A 16,702-nucleotide genomic window follows, 5' to 3' on the forward strand; every position below is an offset into this window, starting at 1 on the left:
GTGCCTTACAATGGGCGTGAGGAGCGAGCTTCAACGATGTCGTTTATCAGTTGAATCGTAAACCGAGCTGCATTCTCCGCAGCTATCGCTTGATGATCCTTATTCTTACTATGGCCCCAATCGCACACTGCTTTGATTAGAATCCACTCGACACCCTGACGATGCGAAGCAGCCATGACCCCTACGCCCTCCATTTCGCCTCCAATCGCGTCAGGAAAGCGCTCACGCAGTTGTTTAACCATTCGCACATCATCGACTAGTTTGTCGCCTGACAGAATAAAGCCATCGTGAATTTTGAAGGACGGCCTGTTCGCTCGGTGCTGTCGTTCGCGGTTAAGCGCAAACGACAGGAGGCTTGAGCCGCTTGGGATTCTTTCTCCACGCTCAACAATTCGATTGCGGTTGCCGACACGAGTCTTCTCGTAACTCTGCATGGAGTCCGCGATCAGCACGTCTCCAATGGCTTGCTTCTTATCCTCGAAGCCGAAACAGATCCCAGTGGAGATTACGTACTGCGGCTGTGTGGTACGTATCGCATCCTCGGTGAGCAGGTGCGATCCGCTTGTGCCACTACTTCCAGCGCTGGATCGACAGATAAATATCTCTGACCCTCCCGCTTTGGTGTATGTGGCGAGTACGCCCTTATCCATACGCACGCTCTGTGCCTCCACAAATCCCGCCTCAATAAGCGAACGATGAACCTCATCTTCTTCCGTAGGAGTTGCCACTAGAATTAAGAAACGCATGCTGTTCTTGTTTGGCACGTATTGTTCCCACTTATTTGCGAATGGCTTTTCAGATCGGAGTTTTCCGGCAGCTCGATGAAGTGCTTCCGAAGATAACTCCAAAAACTGATTGATGGTGTCGCGAGGGTATTTAATAGCCACACTTTCAGGCTGAAGATGTCTCTGAAAAATTTGTTCTATGCTTTGCCGTAGTGAAAACCAAGTGTCTCTCTTTGATATGCTATCCAATCGCTCGGTGAGCGTTAGTGAAAGGCAACTATCTATGAATGCTCTGACCAAATAGCAGAATTTGTGGTGGAGAGGGGTTCCATAGTGCCCAATATCTAAACTCTGAATAGCTTGCCTTCGCGCCATTGACCGATAGTAGCCGAGAGAGCGTAGAAGCGCTTTTAATATCGGTATGTCAAAGAATGGAAAGCTATTCAAACTGTCAGTATAGCCGCTCGAAAAGATACCCGTGCATGTCGCGCAGGCATTCATCTCTGCATAATTTGTCATATATAGGCCAGATATTACTCGTGCGGCTGATGCCATCACCAATGCCGCATTCGTTTTTATTGCTCGATGGTGCGGCTCGTATAAGGCGCGGGTGATAGCTGCGTCTGGCTCGCGCACGGCTGCGCCTTGAAAGAAGTCTATATTATCAGTGAAAGATTTATAGTCTTCCTCATCAACTCGTCCGATTCCGAAGGGCAATTGACTGTCGGTGAAACTAAATATATTTTGACGCAAACGATGCGTCATCGAAAAACTATTTCTGCCAGTGATTCTAAAGTCTTCGATAATCTCGATCTTATCAAAATACATTGGATATCGGAGACTGTCATGAGCATATATCTTCTGTCTCTCCGAAATGAAAGCTGATATATCGCTGTTGTGACTAGTAGATAATATAATATTTTCGCGTATGAGTTTCACTAGCCAAGGAGTGAGGAGCTTTTTCCCGAAGCTATACTCAATCATCTGCGAAATATTAGCTGACATCCTAGATGAGTGGGTCAGCAGCAGGGCCTCTAAAGCGGCCAAGTCGTCTTGTTCAGGCGCGGCACGACCTGCCGCTAAGTTGGCTTCACGGTTTAGAAAATCTAGGAATACAGGGTTCTCCAAGTAAAGCTTGGCATCAAGATTGGCCATTTTCGATGTGTTCTAATACAGCCTTACTGAAATCATCTGTTACTCTAGCTCGCCAATTCTGCCAAGGGGTCCATTCCATGTTTCCTGCATCCAGTCGCCGCTTGACTCGCAGCTTGTCGAACGAGTTTTCCGGCCATTTATAGAGCGCAACCACGCCAACGTAATGGGATCGATTGTCGAATGCACAAAAAAGTGTCTTAGTGCGTTGCCGGATGTCTCGGTCATCTTGATCCATTGCTCGATAATCGAAATAAAATTCGCAGGAACGGATGGAGCTTCGTATTTCCCCAGTAATTTCTCCGTCTATCAGATCTAGATCGAACTCATCTATAAAGCGGCGTAATCCGCCTGAAATCATCCCTGAAATGTCTCCGGTATTAGAGTACTTCCCGACCCGGCATGTTAGTATATGTGTCTCTGTCGCCACGATTGTGAAAACAAAGGCGGGATATAGTAGTGTATCGGACCGCAGGTACAGATAGTCGCTGCTCAGAATGTCAGCCCTCATGCCATCGATGCTCACGAAGTCCACCTCGGCACGAGATGAATGAGGAATGTGCAAAATTCGATGCCTATTCAATGGCTGTCGGCGAGTGTTGGTTGTATGCTCAGCCGTTAGGCGCTCGTTGAGCTCTGGACTATTTGCTTTCGATCTTAGGAAGTATATTCCTTGCCCAGTTCTATAAAATTTTGAGCGTGATTTGTGGGTGAATATGTCCTCGGCGATACGCGCCTGCAAAGTCTTCTGCATCGTGCTGCCCGAGAATTGACGGGGCAGAAGATCAAAGCGTTTAGCGCTTTCCATGATGTGTTGTGCGGACATCGGCTGCCCACGTGCCAGAAGAACCTGCTCAGCTATTTTTAAGTACCTACTAGTCATCCCAGATATTCCGCACTTACTCGATTGGACGGAATGGCTAAGAGAGTTGCCTCTGCGTTCAGCTGAGAGCAATAGCTAAGCCAAGTCGAAGGCGGCATCTTCACAGGATATCTGTAAAATTTTATGCAACTCCCAGCGGCACCTCGCTATGGCGCCCAAAACGTGGTGGACAGATGTGAGCAAACCAAGCGCCTTTGGCAGGAGTGCAGAGCGGTAGCGGTGCCAAGTCCAGCTGCCGAATAGTTGCGTATTCCAAGAGGGCTTTATTAATTTCATCCACCCCCCTCCCACCCTCCCTACACTCCCGCCGCCAGACAAAAGCGAGGTGGTCGTGGACGGGCGATTGGGGATCGAGCATGACCGGGCGGTGCTGCAACGCATCGTGGTGACGCTCGTCGCCATGGCTGGCCTTGAGCCTGTCGAAAGAAAAGAGGGGAGGGCCACGCTGCCGCGCCGCTTGCGCAATGCCGTGTTGAAACTCCTGCGGCCCGCGGAGTCCGCCGCCCGGCGGCTGATCATCGCCGCCTCCCACCACATCGCGCCCGAAAAGCTGTTCTTCGACAAGCTCAGGATGAGGCGGTCGGCGCAAGAGGCCAGGCCCGCATCGATGGTCGTGCGCAACGGCCGGGGCACCGGGATCGTGATGACGCGCGCGCAGGGGCAGGACCTGGCCCACGCGAAGCCCCTCAGCCTGAGCCCTGAGCCTGTCGAAGGGGAGCTTGCCAAAGGGGAGCCTCTCGAAGCGGAGCTTGCGGAAGGGGCGAAGGCGCGCGTTTCGCCCCCGCGCCTGCCGCTCTTCGATGCGATGCGGCGCGTGCAGACCCGGCGCTGGACGCGTCCAACCGCCGTGCCGCGCATCATGGGCCAATTCGGGCCCGATATCCACGCGGTGTCCGTGCCGCCGCCGCCCGCGCCCCACGATCTGCTTCCCGCCGAGCCCCTGCGGCTGCGCCTCGACGCGCTCGCCCATGCGCTCGAGGACCTGCCCCGCGAAGCCCTCCGCTTCGCCCGCTGGCGCGCCCGCCAGGCCCTTCAGCGGGCTGAGGCCGAGGCGCTTCGGGCGAGCCCCGAGCGCGTCAGAGGGTCGAGCACCGATCGGCTGAAAAAGAAGCTTTTGGCGAACCGGGGCATCGCGGTGCGCGAGCGCCGTCCGTTCAAGGAGCGCTGGCCGCTGCGCTTCGGCCGCCCGCCCGGCGCGCTCGGCTGTGCCGGCCACGAGTTCCACGCGGTCCTGTCCCACACTGATGCTCTCGCCCGCTGGGCGCTGGACCAGCCGGTGCCGGACACCTCATGAGGGGAGGGGCTTTCGCTGAAACGACCTGAATAGCCCGCGCAACACCCTTGCGCGGGGGCGCCCCCGCATGCGCCTGACACAAAGGATTTGTCGCGAAAGCGCATATCGCTGATCGGAGAAACCCACTACAGCGCGCACCCATGCGCGACATCGACCCTTCAGCCCCGATCTTCCTCGGCATCGACACCGGCGGCACCTACACCGATGCGGTGCTGTGGACCGAACAGGGCGGTCCCAAAGGCACCGTTCTCGCCAAGGCCAAGGCGCTGACCACGCGCCACGATCTGGCGGAAGGCATCAGGGGGGCCGCCCGCCGCGTGCTGGATGAGAGCGGGATCGGGCACACGCGCATAAAACTCGTCTCGATGAGCACCACGCTCGCCACCAATGCGCTGGTGGAAGGCCAGGGCGGCCGCGCCGGCCTCGTGATGATCGGCTTCTCGCCCGCCGATCTCGACCGCGACGGGCTGAAAGCGGCGCTCGGCACCGATCCGGTGGTCTTCTGCGAGGGCGGCCACGACACCCACGGCAATGGCCGTTCGCTCAGTCTTTCGCCCCTCGAACGGGCGCTGGACGAATGGGGCGAAACCGTTTCAGGCTTCGCCGTCTGCGCCTATTTCGCCACCCGCAACCCCGCCCACGAGAAGGCGGCGGCCGAGCTGATCCGGACCCGCACCGGCCTCCCCGTCACGATGAGCCACGAGCTCACCTCGAAACTCGGCGGCCCCCGCCGCGCGCTGACCACGCTCCTCAACGCCCGCCTCGTCCCCACCATCGACCGTCTGGTGGCCGCGACCGAAGGCTTCCTCGCCGAACAGAACATCCAAGCCCCCCTGATGGTGGTGCGCGGCGACGGCGCGCTGGTCTCGGCCGCCTTCGCGCGCTCGCGCCCGATCGAAACGATCCTGTCCGGCCCCGCCGCCAGCCTCGTCGGCGCCCGCCACATGACCGGCCTCGACGCCGCCCTCATCTCCGACATCGGCGGCACCACGACGGACGTCGCCGTGTTGGATGGGGGCCGCCCCCGCCTCGACCCCGAGGGCGCGACCGTGGGCCAGTACCGCACCATGGTCGAAGCCGTCGCCATGCGCACCTTCGGCCTCGGCGGCGATTCGGAAGTGGGCGTGGAGGAGGGCGGGCTCGTGTCCACCCTGACGCTCGGCCCCCGCCGCGTGGTGCCGCTCGCGCTTCTCGGCCTCCAGCACGGCCCGCTGGTGCGCGACGCCCTCGAGCGCCAGCTGCGCGCGCCCAATCCCGGCCGCCTCGACGCCCGCTTCGCGCTGCGTACCGGCGTCCCCGACCGCCTCGCGGCGGGCCTCAGCGCTTCCGAAGCGAAGCTCTACGGCCTCATCGCGCTTACCCCCATCCCGCTCGACCAGCTCCTGACATCCAACGCGCAAACCTCGGTCCTGAACAGGCTGGTCGCGCGCGGCCTCGTCCATATCGCGGGCTTCACGCCTTCGGACGCCGCCCATGTGCTGAACCGCCAGAGCAACTGGGACCGCGAGACCGCGCGCCTCGGCGCCGAACTCTTCGCCCGCCGCCGCGACGGCCGCGGCGGTCCCATCGCGCCCGACGCCGAAACCATCTCGGCGCGTGTGCTTGCCACCGTCACCCGTCTTTCCGCCGAAGCCATGCTCGAAACGGCCTTCGCCGAGGACGGCCAGGATGGGCGCGCCAGCACCGCTCACCCGCTCGTCCAGCGCGCACTGAACAAGGCGCCCGGCATCGCGCGCGTGTTTGTCACGCTCGACCGTCCCGTGGTGGGCCTGGGCGCTTCCGCCCCTCTCCACTACGCCACCCTGTCCGATTGTCTCGGCGTGCCCTGCCATGTTCCCTCCGATACCGATGTCGCCAATGCGCTTGGCGCGGTCGTCGGCCAGGTGCGCGTCAGCGTCGAAGCGGGTATCGCACAGCCGCAGGAGGGGGTGTATCGATTGACCGTGGGCGGCAGCGTCTCCGACCATCTCGGCGAACAGGCTGCCTTCAATGCCGCCGAAGCAGCGTTGCGCGCTCTCATCGCGAAAAGGGCGGAAGAGGCGGGAACGGCGGATGCCGAGATCACCATCGCGACCACGGTCGACGCCGCCACCGTCGAGGGCAAGCGCACGCTGATCGCCGCGCGCCTCGTTGCCACCGCCTCAGGTCGTCCACGCATTGCCTCTTGAATCGTAAAATGATCAAAAGGCTTTGTGGGTGGGGAGATGAACTGATGGGCGACCGTGCTGAAGACACGGCGGCGTTTGGCGTCGCATGAAACTCCTTGCGATCGACACCGCCGCCGACCGCTGCGCGGCCTGCGTCTGGAGCGTGGATGAAAATCGCGTATTGTCGCGTTCGGTCGAACCCATGCGCACCGGTCACGCCGAGCGGTTGATGGCGGTGATCGACTCAGGCCTTCGTGACGCCGAAACGGATTTCCCCGATCTCGGCGCCATCGTGGTGGCGACGGGGCCGGGTTCGTTCACCGGCATCCGCGTCGGCCTTGCCACCGCGCGCGGCTTCGGCGTGGGGCTGCGCGTGCCGGTGATCGGCATCGACGTGCTGCGTGCGATCGCGGAAGAAACCCGCGCGGAGCATCCCGGTCGTCCGGTCACCGTCGCGCTCGATGGCGGACGCGGCGAAATCCATGCGGCCTCCTATGGTCCGGACGGCGAGGTGATCGAGGAGCCGGCGGCGCTCACGCTCGAACAGGTCATGGCGCGTGCGCTGACGCTCTCGCCGGTGCTGGCCGGCACGGCCGCCCCGAAAGTCTCCGCGGAACTGCTGGATGCGACGCTCGGCCCCGTCACGCCCACTGCCGACATCGAGACCTTCGCCCGGCTGGGCGCCAGAGCACTCGCATCCGATCCGAACCCCGAGCGTCCCCGGCCGCTTTATCTGCGCGCGCCGGATGCCAAGCCGCAAAGCTTCACGCTTTCCCGCCGGGAGAGTTGATGCGCCTGCCTTTTCTGTCGCAACGCCCGCGTGAGTTCACGGTCGAGCCGGTCCATCCCGAGGATGTGGATGCGCTCGCCGCCCTTCACGCCGAGGGTTTTCCACGCCCCTGGAACGCCGCCGAGTTCGCGAGCCTGATCGAGCAGCGCCCGGTGTTCGGTTACACCGCGCGCCCCGCGGGCAGCGGCCGCGCGGGACCTGCCGGCTTCGTGCTCGCCCGGCTGGCGGCGGGCGAGGGCGAGATCCTGACCGTCGTCGTCTCGCGCCAATGGCGCAACCAGGGCCTTGGCTGGCTTCTGATGGACGCGGTGCTGCGCGCGCTGCACCGCGAGCGGGCCGAGGCGCTTTTCCTCGAAGTGGACGAGACCAACGCATCGGCCATCCATCTTTATCGCCGTCTCGGCTTCTTTCAGGTCGGCCACCGCCCGAACTATTATCGTGAGGGCGAGGGGCCGCCGACAGGCGCGCTGGTGATGCGCCGGGACCTGCGCTGAACCCATGCGCGGCAAACTTCGCCTGTTCTGCGCGTGTTTCGCGATGCTCTTGGTGTCGCTTGTTCTGGTGCCCTGGCTCTGGCTCGGCCGCAGGCTCAACCTGCCGGGCGTCCGCACCGCTCCGCGCCTCTGGTACCGTTGCGCGCTCCGGGCACTCGGCTGGCGGTTGCGCCACGAGGGGCGGATGACGGACGCCCGGCCGCTTCTGATCGTCGCCAACCACGTCTCATGGGGCGACATCGTCGTGCTCGGCGCGCTCGAAGAGCTGACCTTCATCGCGAAATCTGAAGTCGCCGACTGGCCCGTGATCGGCTGGCTGGCAAAGCTCCAGCGCATCATCTTCGTGGAACGCGAGCGCCGCAACAAGGCGGCAGCGCAAGCGGGCGAGATCGCGGGCCGCCTCGACGAGCACCTGCCCGCCGTGCTTTTCGCCGAAGGCACCACAGGTGACGGCAACCATCTTCTGCCCTTCAAGAGTTCGCTGTTCGGCGCGCTTGCCCTCAACAAAAGCGCGCCCGTCACCGTGCAGCCGGTCTCCATCGCCTATACCAGGCTCCATGGTGTGCCGATGGGCACCTGGGAGCGCAACATTGCCTCATGGGTCGGCGAACGCTCGCTCGGCTTCCATCTCGATCTGCTCAGCCGGCACGGCCCGCTCGACGTCGAACTGCGCTGGGGCGAACCGCTGGTCCTGCCCGAGCGCTTTGATCGCAAACTGACGGCGGCGAGTGCGGAAAGCGCCATCCGCACGATGATGGCCGCGCAGTTGCGTCAGCGGCCTGTTCAGGCTCCGTGAAAGAGGGTAGAAGGCGCGCAATGGAAAATCACGTCTCGCCCGAGGAGCAGGCCGTTCCCGCCTCGGAAAATCTGCCGATCGATGCGTTCGCAACCGGCACCGGCATCAGCACTGGTGCCGTTGCGGGTACCGTCCGCAAGGTCTTCATGAAGACCTATGGCTGCCAGATGAACGTCTATGACAGCCAGCGCATGAGCGACGCGCTGGCTGCCGACGGTTATCAGCCGACGGAAGCGATCGAGGACGCCGACCTCGTTCTGTTCAACACCTGCCACATCCGTGAGAAGGCCGCGGAAAAGGTTTATTCGGAGATCGGACGCGTCCGCAAACTGAAGGATGCGCGCGCCAGGCAAGGCCGCGAAACGCTGGTCGGCATTGCCGGCTGCGTGGCGCAGGCCGAAGGCCGTGAGATGATCCGCCGCGCGCCGACGGTCGATTTCGTCATCGGCCCGCAGACCTATCACCGTCTGCCCGATGCCGTCGCGCGCGCGCGGGCTGGCGAAAAGGTGATAGCGACCGACTATCCGGAAGAAAGCAAGTTCGAGCATCTGCCGCACGCGCCGCGCGCGGTTCAGACTAAGCGCGGCGTCGCGGCGTTTCTGACCGTGCAGGAAGGCTGCGACAAGTTCTGCACCTTCTGCGTCGTGCCCTATACACGCGGCTCCGAGACCTCGCGCCCCGTGCGACAGATCGTGGCGGAAGCCGAACGTCTGGCCGCAGCTGGCGTGCGCGAGCTGACTTTGCTCGGCCAGAACGTGAATGGCTGGCACGGCGAAGGTCCGGACGGTCGCGAATGGGGCTTGGGCGAACTGCTTTACCGTCTGGCCGAGGTGCCGGGCATCGCGCGCCTGCGCTACACCACCAGCCACCCGCGCGACATGGACGATGCGCTGATCGCCGCCCATCGCGACCTGCCGGCCCTCATGCCCTACCTGCATTTGCCCGTGCAGTCGGGCTCGGACCCGATCCTCAAGGCGATGAACCGCCGCCACAAGGCGAGCGACTACCTCCGCCTGATCGACCGCATCCGCGCCGCACGTTCCGATATCGCGCTCTCGGGCGATTTCATCGTCGGCTTTCCCGGCGAAACGGAAGCCGATTTCCAGGCGACGCTCGATCTGATCGCCCAGGTCGGCTATGCCCAGGCCTTCTCCTTCAAATATTCGCCACGCCCCGGCACGCCGGGTGCGGAACTCGGCGACCATGTGGAAGAAGCGGTGAAGGACGAGCGCCTGCAGCGGCTGCAAGCGCTGGTCAACAGCCAGCAGGCGGCGTTCAATCAGGGGCTGGTCGGACGCACCATCGATTTGTTGATCGAAAAGCCCGGCCGCCGGCCAGATCAGAAGGTCGGGCGCTCGCCATGGCTTCAACCGGTCGTCATCGATGCCCATCTAGGTGAGATCGGAGACCTTCGCACGGTGCGCGTCACCGGCACGGGCTTCAACACACTCATGGCCGAGGCCGCTTAAGTGGCGGCCCTTTTCGCGGAGCACACTGCTTGAGCCAAACCACGGACCCCAAGGGGCCTCCTGCGGCACCTGTGTCCAACCCCCAGCCCAATCTGTCCAAGGGCATCGCGCCCCAAAGCGGTGCTCCCCAGACGGGGGCGTCCGACATGACCCATGTCGTGCTGTCCTTCGACAACAACCGCTATGCGAGCGCGCTTTACGGCCAGTTCGACCAGAACCTGGCCCTCGTCGAGCAGAAGCTCGGCGTCGATATCCGCTCGCGCGGCAACCAGCTCACCATCCGCGGCAATGCGGTGGCCGCCGAACAGGCGCGCCGTGCGCTCGATGCGCTTTACGCCGTGCTCCAGAAGGGCGGCGAGATCGCGCAGTCGGATGTGGAAGGCGCGCTGCGCATGGCCGTCACGCCCGACGACCAGCTGACGCTGCCCACCATGGAATCGAAGAGCAAGCTGTCGGCCGCCCAGATCGCCACGCGCAAGCGCACGATCTATGCCCGCACGCCCAATCAGGACGCCTATATGCGGGCGCTGGAGCGCTCCGAACTGGTGTTCGGCGTCGGTCCCGCCGGCACGGGCAAGACCTATCTCGCGGTGGCGCATGCCGCGATGCTGCTGGAACGCGGTCTGGTCGAGCGCATCATTCTTTCGCGTCCCGCCGTTGAAGCCGGCGAGCGGCTGGGCTTTCTGCCCGGCGACATGAAGGAAAAGGTCGATCCCTACCTGCGTCCGCTTTACGACGCGCTCCACGACATGATGCCCTCGGACCGCGTCGAGCGCGCGATCCAGGCCGGCGTCATCGAGATCGCCCCGCTCGCCTTCATGCGCGGCCGCACGCTCGCGCATTCGGCGGTGATCCTGGACGAAGCGCAGAACACGACCTCGATGCAGATGAAGATGTTCCTGACGCGTCTGGGCGAGAACTCGCGCATGATCATCACGGGCGATCCGACCCAGATCGACCTGCCGTCCAACACCCGTTCGGGCCTCGTCGAAGCCCTGCGCATTCTGGACGGCGTTTCGGGCATCGTCACCGTGCGCTTCAACGAAAAGGACGTGGTGCGTCACACGCTGGTCGCCGAAATCGTGTCCGCCTATGATCGTGACGCCCGCATCGCGCGCGGCATGGACGAGGCCGGCTGACCGTTCCCATGGGCGAACCCGCCATTTCCCAACCCCACCCCGCGCCGCTTTCGGTCGAGGCGAGCGTCGAGGCCGGCGCTTGGCCCGACGAGGACCGACTTACCGCCATCGCCTCGGCTGCGGTCGAGGCGGTGCTCAGTGAGCTCGATGAAGCATTTCCGCCTGAAACGGAACTGAGCCTCGTCTTCACCGACGATGCCGCGATCCGTGTGCTCAACCGCGACTGGCGCGACAAGGACAAGCCCACCAATGTCCTGTCCTTCCCCGGGCCCGAGCCGCTGCCCGGGGTGGAGATGCCCGCGAGCCTTGGCGACATCGTCTTGGCCTTCGAGACGGTCGCCCGCGAGGCGGAGGCCGAGAGCAAGAGCTTCGAGCACCACCTGACACATTTGATCGTGCACGGCTTCCTGCATTTGCTAGGCTTCGACCACGAGGACGAGGCGGAAGCGGAAGAGATGGAAGCCACCGAGCGCCGCGTTCTGGCGCGTCTCGGCATTGCCGATCCTTACGCAGACATATCCATAAACAACGGAGAAGCGCTGCCCGGGCAGCGCACGGAGCGATGAGCGAAGACAACATCACGGCACTGCGTGGGGCGGATGCCCACGAGGAAGGGTCGGAGGGCCTCAGTCGGCACACCGGGCCGACTTTTCTGGAACGGCTCGCAGGCTATTTCCGTGGCCGCAACGGCACTTTGCGCGAGGAGATCGCCGAAGCGCTGACGGCGGTGGAAGAAGACGGCAAGGAAGCCTTCTCGCCCGGCGAGCGTGTGATGCTCACCAATATTCTGGGCCTGCGCGAGGTCAGCGTCGAGGACGTGATGATCCCGCGCGCCGATATCGAGGCGATCGAGATCGGCACCAAGCTGTCCGACCTGTTGACGATCTTCGAGCGTTCCGGCCACTCGCGCATGCCGGTCTATGCCGGCTCGCTCGATGATCCGCGCGGCCTCGTCCATTTCCGCGACGTGCTCGCTTATATCACCCGGCAGTCGCACACCGAGAACGGGCTCGACATGTCACGCGTCGATCTGTCGGAGACGATCGGCAATCTCGACGTCATCCGCACCGTGCATTTCGTGACACCCTCCATGCATGTGTCGGACCTTCTCACCCGCATGCAGGCGTCGCGCATCCATGTAGCGCTGGTGATCGACGAATATGGCGGCACGGACGGTCTCGTCTCGCTCGAGGACATTCTCGAAACCGTGGTGGGCGACATTGCCGACGAGCACGACGACGAGCAGGCGCTGATCGTGCCCGATGGCGACAACGCTTATCTGGCCGACGCCAAGGCTGACATCGACGAGGCCACCGCCGTGATCGGGCCGGATTTCGCGATCGGCGATCACGAGGATTACATCGACACGATCAACGGCCTGATCGTCAACGAAGTGGGCCGCGTGCCGCAAACGGGCGAAGTGCCGGAAGTCCTGCCGGGCTTCGAGTTCCACATTCTCGACGCCGATCCGCGTCGCGTGAAGCGCGTGCGCATCGTGCGCCGGAGCGAGGAGGCGTCGGCCGCTTGAGCGTCGGGGTCGGAGGATTGGAAGCGCCGCGGGCCGCCGATCGCGGCCCCTCGGCCTTGGAGCGGCTGGCGAACAGCGTCATCCTGCTCTGGGGCTGGCGGCGCTATGCGCTGATCTTCACCGCCGGTGCGCTGTTCGTTTTGGCGCAGGCGCCTTACGACTTCTTCGCGGTGGGCTTTCTGTCCTTTCCGCTCCTCGTCTGGCTGCTCGACGGCGCCGTGGTCGGCGGCAATGCCTCGCTCTGGCAACGCGCACGGCCCTTCTTCGCGCTCGGCTGGTGGTTCGGCCTTGGCACGTTCCTGTTCGGCCTCTGGTGGGTCGGCGGGGCGATGCTGATCGAATCCGAAACCTATATCTGGGCCTTGCCCATCGTGGCGCTCGGCCTGCCGCTTCTGCTTGCCCCCTTCTATGGTCTGGCGACGCTGCTCGCGCGGCTGTTCTGGGACGAGGGCCTCGGCCGCATCTTCGCGCTCGCCTTCGGCTTCGGCTTGGCCGAATGGCTGCGCAACTGGGTGCTGACCGGCTTCCCTTGGAACCCCGTCGGCTTCGCCACCATGCCCGTGCCGCTCGCCATGCAGAGCACCTATCTGATCGGCACGATCGGCATGAACGCGGCAGCGGTGTTCGTCTTCGCAGCACCCGCGCTTCTGGGCAGCGGCAGGCATCGCCGCGTCGGGCTGGCCCTGGCGTTTCTGCTTGTCGCCGCTCATCTTTCCTATGGCGCGTGGCGGCTCGACCAGCCGATTGAAGGCACGACCTTGCGCACGCGCATCGTCCAGCCCTCCATCGACCTGACGGAAAAATGGGATGGCGAAGTGCGCGACCGCATCTTCGCGACCATGCTCGACCTGTCGAAAGGCCCGCCAGACGACCGTGGTGCGCCCATCGAGTTGACACTCTGGCCCGAAACCTCCGTGCCCTTCCTTCTGACCGAGCGTCCCGACGCCTTGAGCGCTCTCGGCAAGCTCGAACCGGCAGGCGAGGGCTTGCCCGACCATCTCACGCTGGTCGGTGCGGTGCGCGCGGAAGGCGAGATGGGCACGACCGATGAGCGCTACTACAACGCGCTCGTCGCCGTGGACCGCGCCGGCCTGATCACGGGCGCCATGGACAAGGTGCATCGCGTGCCCTTCGGCGAATATATCCCCTTCGCCTCGCTCTTCTCGCTGGTCGGCGTCGAACAGATCGTGGCAGGCCCCATGACCTTCGAGGCGGGCGTACAGCGTCATAATTTCACGCTGCCGGGCGGCCTGATCGCAGCCCCCTTTATCTGCTACGAGATCATCTTTCCCGAAGAAGTGGATGCGGGCTCGGCTGGCGCCGACCTTCTCGTCAACGTCACCAATGATGGCTGGTTCGGCGACACCGCCGGTCCCTACCAGCACTTCCGCAATTTCCAGATCCGCGCGGCCGAAACCGGCAAGCCGGGCCTGCGCTCGGCCAATAACGGCATTTCGGGGGCGGTCGATGCGCGGGGGCGCGTGGCTGATGCGCTCGCCATGAACGAGCGTGGCCGCATCGACCTCTCGCTGACCGTGCCGAAGCGGGCGGAGATGCGTCTCTCCCCATCGGTGGTCGGCCTTGGTGTGGTTGCAGCTTGCGGCGTTCTGGCCCTGGCTTTCACCCTTCTCGGCCGGCGTCGCATGAATTGACTTCTGCAACCACGCGACCGAATAGTGCCACTCTGACGCGAAGTGCTGAGCTTGCCTCGAGTTTCGACCAGACTGCCCGACGTGATGAGTGGACATGGAAAGCAAGAAGAAGCCCAATCCGATCGACGTCCATGTCGGTAGCCGCTTGCGTCTGCGCCGCAACATGCTGGGGATGAGCCAGGAGCGTCTGGGCGAAAGCCTGGGCATCACCTTTCAGCAGATCCAGAAATACGAGAAGGGCACCAACCGCATCGGCGCGAGCCGTTTGCAGGCGATCTCGGGTATTCTGGAAGTGCCCGTCTCCTTCTTCTTCGAAGGCGCGCCGGGGCAGGAAAATGCGGCTCCCTCGGGCTTCGGCGAGGAGCAGCAGGCTTCTTACGGCGACGACTTCTTGTCGAGCGCCGAAGGTATCCAGTTGCAGCGTGCCTTCGTGCGCATCGGCGACCCCAAGATCCGCCGCCGCATTCTCGATCTGGTCAAGGCCCTGAGCGCCGAAACGGATGAGGGGAGCCCTTCCTAGAGCAGAATTTCCTACGCGCCGTGCTTCCGCCCATGCGCCTTTTCTTGACGCTTTCCCTCCGATGATGCATCGCTTTGCCGCGTTCTCGGTGGGACGAGGGACCTGCCGCCTTTCTTGAGGGGATTTGCCCGTTGCGTCTGAACTATCTTTTCACCTCCGAGTCCGTGTCCGAAGGCCACCCCGACAAGGTGTGCGACCGCATTTCCGACGAGATCGTGGATCTGGTCTATCGCGAAGCCAAGAAGACGGGCATGGACCCGTGGAAGGTGCGTGTGGCCTGCGAAACGCTCGCCACCACCAACCGCCTCGTGATCGCCGGCGAAGTGCGCGTGCCCGAAACGCTTCTCAAGCACGACCGCGACGGCCAGGTGGTCGTGGACGCCGCAGGCCATCCCGTCATCAACCCGTCCAAGTTCCGCGCGGCAGCCCGCAAGGCCATCCGCGCCATCGGCTACGAGCAGGGCGGCTTCCACTGGAAGACGGTCAAGATCGACGTGCTCCTGCACGGCCAGTCGCCCGATATCGGCCAGGGTGTCGACAATTCCGCCGACCGCCAGGGCGAGGAAGGTGCGGGCGATCAGGGCATCATGTTCGGCTATGCCGTGCGCGAAACGCCCGAACTGATGCCGGCCCCCATCTATTACAGCCACAAGATCCTCGAATTGCTGGCTGAGGCCCGCCACAAGGGCGAGGGCGAGGCGGCCAAGCTCGGGCCCGACGCCAAGAGCCAGGTCACCGTGCGCTATGAGGACGGCAAGGCAGCCGAAGCGACCCAGATCGTGCTTTCCACCCAGCATCTCGACGAAAGCTGGGATTCCAAGAAGGTGCGGGCGGTGGTCGAGCCCTATATCCGTGCGGCGCTGGGCGACCTGAAGATTGCCGACGACGCCAACTGGTACATCAACCCCACCGGCAAGTTCGTCGTCGGCGGTCCCGATGGGGATGCGGGGCTCACGGGCCGCAAGATCATCGTGGACACCTATGGTGGGGCGGCCCCCCATGGCGGTGGTGCGTTTTCGGGCAAGGACACGACCAAAGTGGACCGCTCGGCGGCTTACGCCGCGCGCTATCTTGCCAAGAACGTGGTGGCGGCGGGTCTGGCCGAGCGCTGCACGATCCAGCTGTCCTATGCCATCGGCGTGGCCCAGCCGTTGTCGATCTATGTGGACCTTCACAACTCCGGCACCGTCGACGAGGCCAAGCTCGAAGACGCGCTGCGCAAGGTCATGGACCTCTCGCCATCCGGCATTCGCCGCCATCTCGACCTCAACAAGCCGATCTATGCCAAGACCGCGTCCTACGGCCATTTCGGCCGCAAGCCCGGTCGCGACGGCTCGTTCTCATGGGAAAAGACCGACCTCGTCAAAGCCATCAAGCAGGCGGTCGCCGCCTGAACCAATCGCCTTGACCGAGACCCAACGAACACGCGCGACGGAGGCCTTCTGGGGCCGCCGTCACGGCAAGCCGCTTCGTCCCATGCAGGCCGAGGCCATGGATACCGTGCTGCCCGCGCGGCTGGTCGATGTGACGACGCCTGCGCCTCAGAACCTGCGCGCTCTCTTTGACGCGGAGACCGACACAGTCCGCCTCGAAATCGGCTTCGGCGGCGGCGAGCATCTGTTGCGCGAGGCGGAAGCCCATCCGCGCACCGGCTTCATCGGCGTCGAGCCCTTCGTCAACGGCATGGCCAAGATGGCGATGCGGCTGTCCGAGGCGCCCCTGCCCAACATCCGGCTCTTCCACGACGACGCGACGCTGTTGCTCGACTGGCTGCCCGACGCCTCGCTCGACTGGATCGACCTGCTTTACCCCGACCCATGGCCCAAGAAGCGCCACTGGAAGCGGCGTTTCGTGAGCGACAAGAACCTCAGCCGCTTCGCCCGCATCCTCAAGCCCGGTGGCCGCTTCTGCTTTGCGTCGGATATCGACACCTATGTCGATTGGACGCTGATCCATGCGCGCGACCATGAGGCTTTCGAATGGCCGGCGCGATCCTCGCTCGACTGGCTGACGCCTTACAAGGGCTGGGCGCCCACGCGCTACGAGGAAAAGGCCCGGCGTGAAGGACGCAGTTCGGCCTATTTGACCTTTATCCGTCGCTGATCGGGACGCG

At 63.3% G+C, this 16,702-nt stretch carries 15 protein-coding genes; 13 read left to right on the forward strand and 2 right to left on the reverse strand.

Annotation, left to right across the window (positions count from 1 at the left end; all coding sequences use genetic code 11):
- Window positions 1-5 precede the first annotated feature (5 nt).
- Both NGM99_RS16540 and NGM99_RS16545 read right to left on the reverse strand, forming a co-directional pair.
- Window positions 6-1,880 carry a 5'-methylthioadenosine/S-adenosylhomocysteine nucleosidase family protein gene (locus tag NGM99_RS16540; protein ID WP_252820940.1) on the reverse strand — a complete coding sequence of 625 codons (1,875 nt, stop codon included), beginning with the start codon at window positions 1,878-1,880 and terminating at the stop codon, window positions 6-8.
- The gene (locus NGM99_RS16545; protein ID WP_252820942.1) at window positions 1,867-2,760 is read right to left on the reverse strand and encodes an HTH domain-containing protein; all 894 of its coding nucleotides are present in this window, start codon (window positions 2,758-2,760) and stop codon (window positions 1,867-1,869) included. Before NGM99_RS16545 ends, NGM99_RS16540 begins: the two co-directional genes overlap by 14 nt.
- Window positions 2,761-3,091: 331 nt before the next feature.
- On the opposite strand from NGM99_RS16545, the gene NGM99_RS16550 reads away from it, so the two are divergent.
- The 13 genes from NGM99_RS16550 (at window position 3,092) to trmB (ending at window position 16,692) form a co-directional block, all read left to right on the forward strand.
- Window positions 3,092-4,054, forward strand: coding sequence for a hypothetical protein (locus NGM99_RS16550; RefSeq protein ID WP_252820944.1), 963 nt, complete (start codon window positions 3,092-3,094; stop codon window positions 4,052-4,054).
- Window positions 4,055-4,194: 140 nt separating this feature from the next.
- Window positions 4,195-6,222, forward strand: a complete 2,028-nt coding sequence (locus NGM99_RS16555) for a hydantoinase/oxoprolinase family protein (protein WP_252820946.1) — start codon at window positions 4,195-4,197, stop codon at window positions 6,220-6,222.
- Window positions 6,223-6,307: 85 nt separating this feature from the next.
- On the forward strand, window positions 6,308-6,991 hold the full coding sequence (tsaB, locus tag NGM99_RS16560) for a tRNA (adenosine(37)-N6)-threonylcarbamoyltransferase complex dimerization subunit type 1 TsaB (RefSeq protein ID WP_252820948.1): 684 nt from the start codon (window positions 6,308-6,310) through the stop codon (window positions 6,989-6,991).
- Window positions 6,991-7,485, forward strand: a complete 495-nt coding sequence (locus NGM99_RS16565; RefSeq protein WP_252820949.1) for a GNAT family N-acetyltransferase — start codon at window positions 6,991-6,993, stop codon at window positions 7,483-7,485. Before tsaB ends, NGM99_RS16565 begins: the two co-directional genes overlap by 1 nt.
- Before the next feature lie 4 nt (window positions 7,486-7,489).
- Window positions 7,490-8,281: a lysophospholipid acyltransferase family protein gene (locus NGM99_RS16570; protein ID WP_252820952.1), complete on the forward strand. Its 792-nt coding sequence runs from the start codon at window positions 7,490-7,492 to the stop codon at window positions 8,279-8,281.
- Between the two features lie 146 nt (window positions 8,282-8,427).
- On the forward strand, window positions 8,428-9,750 hold the full coding sequence (gene miaB, locus NGM99_RS16575) for a tRNA (N6-isopentenyl adenosine(37)-C2)-methylthiotransferase MiaB (protein WP_252821525.1): 1,323 nt from the start codon (window positions 8,428-8,430) through the stop codon (window positions 9,748-9,750).
- 146 nt (window positions 9,751-9,896) lie between these two features.
- Window positions 9,897-10,889 (forward strand): PhoH family protein, encoded by a 993-nt coding sequence (locus NGM99_RS16580; protein WP_252821527.1) that lies wholly within the window; start codon window positions 9,897-9,899, stop codon window positions 10,887-10,889.
- A gap of 8 nt (window positions 10,890-10,897) precedes the next feature.
- Window positions 10,898-11,455, forward strand: a complete 558-nt coding sequence (ybeY, locus tag NGM99_RS16585) for an rRNA maturation RNase YbeY (protein ID WP_252820954.1) — start codon at window positions 10,898-10,900, stop codon at window positions 11,453-11,455.
- A complete protein-coding gene (locus NGM99_RS16590; RefSeq protein ID WP_252820956.1) occupies window positions 11,452-12,417 on the forward strand; it encodes a hemolysin family protein in 966 nt (321 codons plus the stop codon). The genes ybeY and NGM99_RS16590 overlap by 4 nt, the downstream gene beginning before the upstream one ends.
- Before the next feature lie 56 nt (window positions 12,418-12,473).
- Entirely contained in the window at window positions 12,474-14,069 is a 1,596-nt protein-coding gene (gene lnt, locus NGM99_RS16595) for an apolipoprotein N-acyltransferase (RefSeq protein WP_435371453.1), read from the forward strand.
- Between the two features lie 94 nt (window positions 14,070-14,163).
- Entirely contained in the window at window positions 14,164-14,589 is a 426-nt protein-coding gene (locus NGM99_RS16600; RefSeq protein ID WP_252820960.1) for a helix-turn-helix domain-containing protein, read from the forward strand.
- 131 nt (window positions 14,590-14,720) lie between these two features.
- On the forward strand, window positions 14,721-15,983 hold the full coding sequence (gene metK, locus NGM99_RS16605) for a methionine adenosyltransferase (RefSeq protein ID WP_252820962.1): 1,263 nt from the start codon (window positions 14,721-14,723) through the stop codon (window positions 15,981-15,983).
- A 10-nt stretch (window positions 15,984-15,993) separates the two neighbouring features.
- A complete protein-coding gene (trmB, locus tag NGM99_RS16610; RefSeq protein WP_252820964.1) occupies window positions 15,994-16,692 on the forward strand; it encodes a tRNA (guanine(46)-N(7))-methyltransferase TrmB in 699 nt (232 codons plus the stop codon).
- Window positions 16,693-16,702 lie beyond the last annotated feature (10 nt).

Origin of the sequence: Mesorhizobium liriopis (assembly GCF_024053505.1) — a bacterium.
Lineage (GTDB): Bacteria > Pseudomonadota > Alphaproteobacteria > Rhizobiales > Rhizobiaceae > Mesorhizobium_B > Mesorhizobium_B liriopis.

Bases quoted from the DNA above. Each gene is read 5' to 3' on its own strand.
- NGM99_RS16565 (WP_252820949.1), top strand. From the start codon at position 6,991: ATGCGCCTGCCTTTTCTGTCGCAACGCCCGCGTGAGTTCACGGTCGAG.
- NGM99_RS16590 (WP_252820956.1), top strand. From the start codon at position 11,452: ATGAGCGAAGACAACATCACGGCACTGCGTGGGGCGGATGCCCACGAG.
- NGM99_RS16545 (WP_252820942.1), bottom strand. From the start codon at position 2,760: ATGACTAGTAGGTACTTAAAAATAGCTGAGCAGGTTCTTCTGGCACGT.
- tsaB (WP_252820948.1), top strand. From the start codon at position 6,308: ATGAAACTCCTTGCGATCGACACCGCCGCCGACCGCTGCGCGGCCTGC.
- NGM99_RS16580 (WP_252821527.1), top strand. From the start codon at position 9,897: ATGACCCATGTCGTGCTGTCCTTCGACAACAACCGCTATGCGAGCGCG.
- NGM99_RS16540 (WP_252820940.1), bottom strand. From the start codon at position 1,880: ATGGCCAATCTTGATGCCAAGCTTTACTTGGAGAACCCTGTATTCCTA.
- NGM99_RS16555 (WP_252820946.1), top strand. From the start codon at position 4,195: ATGCGCGACATCGACCCTTCAGCCCCGATCTTCCTCGGCATCGACACC.
- NGM99_RS16600 (WP_252820960.1), top strand. From the start codon at position 14,164: ATGGAAAGCAAGAAGAAGCCCAATCCGATCGACGTCCATGTCGGTAGC.
- ybeY (WP_252820954.1), top strand. From the start codon at position 10,898: ATGGGCGAACCCGCCATTTCCCAACCCCACCCCGCGCCGCTTTCGGTC.
- miaB (WP_252821525.1), top strand. From the start codon at position 8,428: ATGAAGACCTATGGCTGCCAGATGAACGTCTATGACAGCCAGCGCATG.
- NGM99_RS16570 (WP_252820952.1), top strand. From the start codon at position 7,490: ATGCGCGGCAAACTTCGCCTGTTCTGCGCGTGTTTCGCGATGCTCTTG.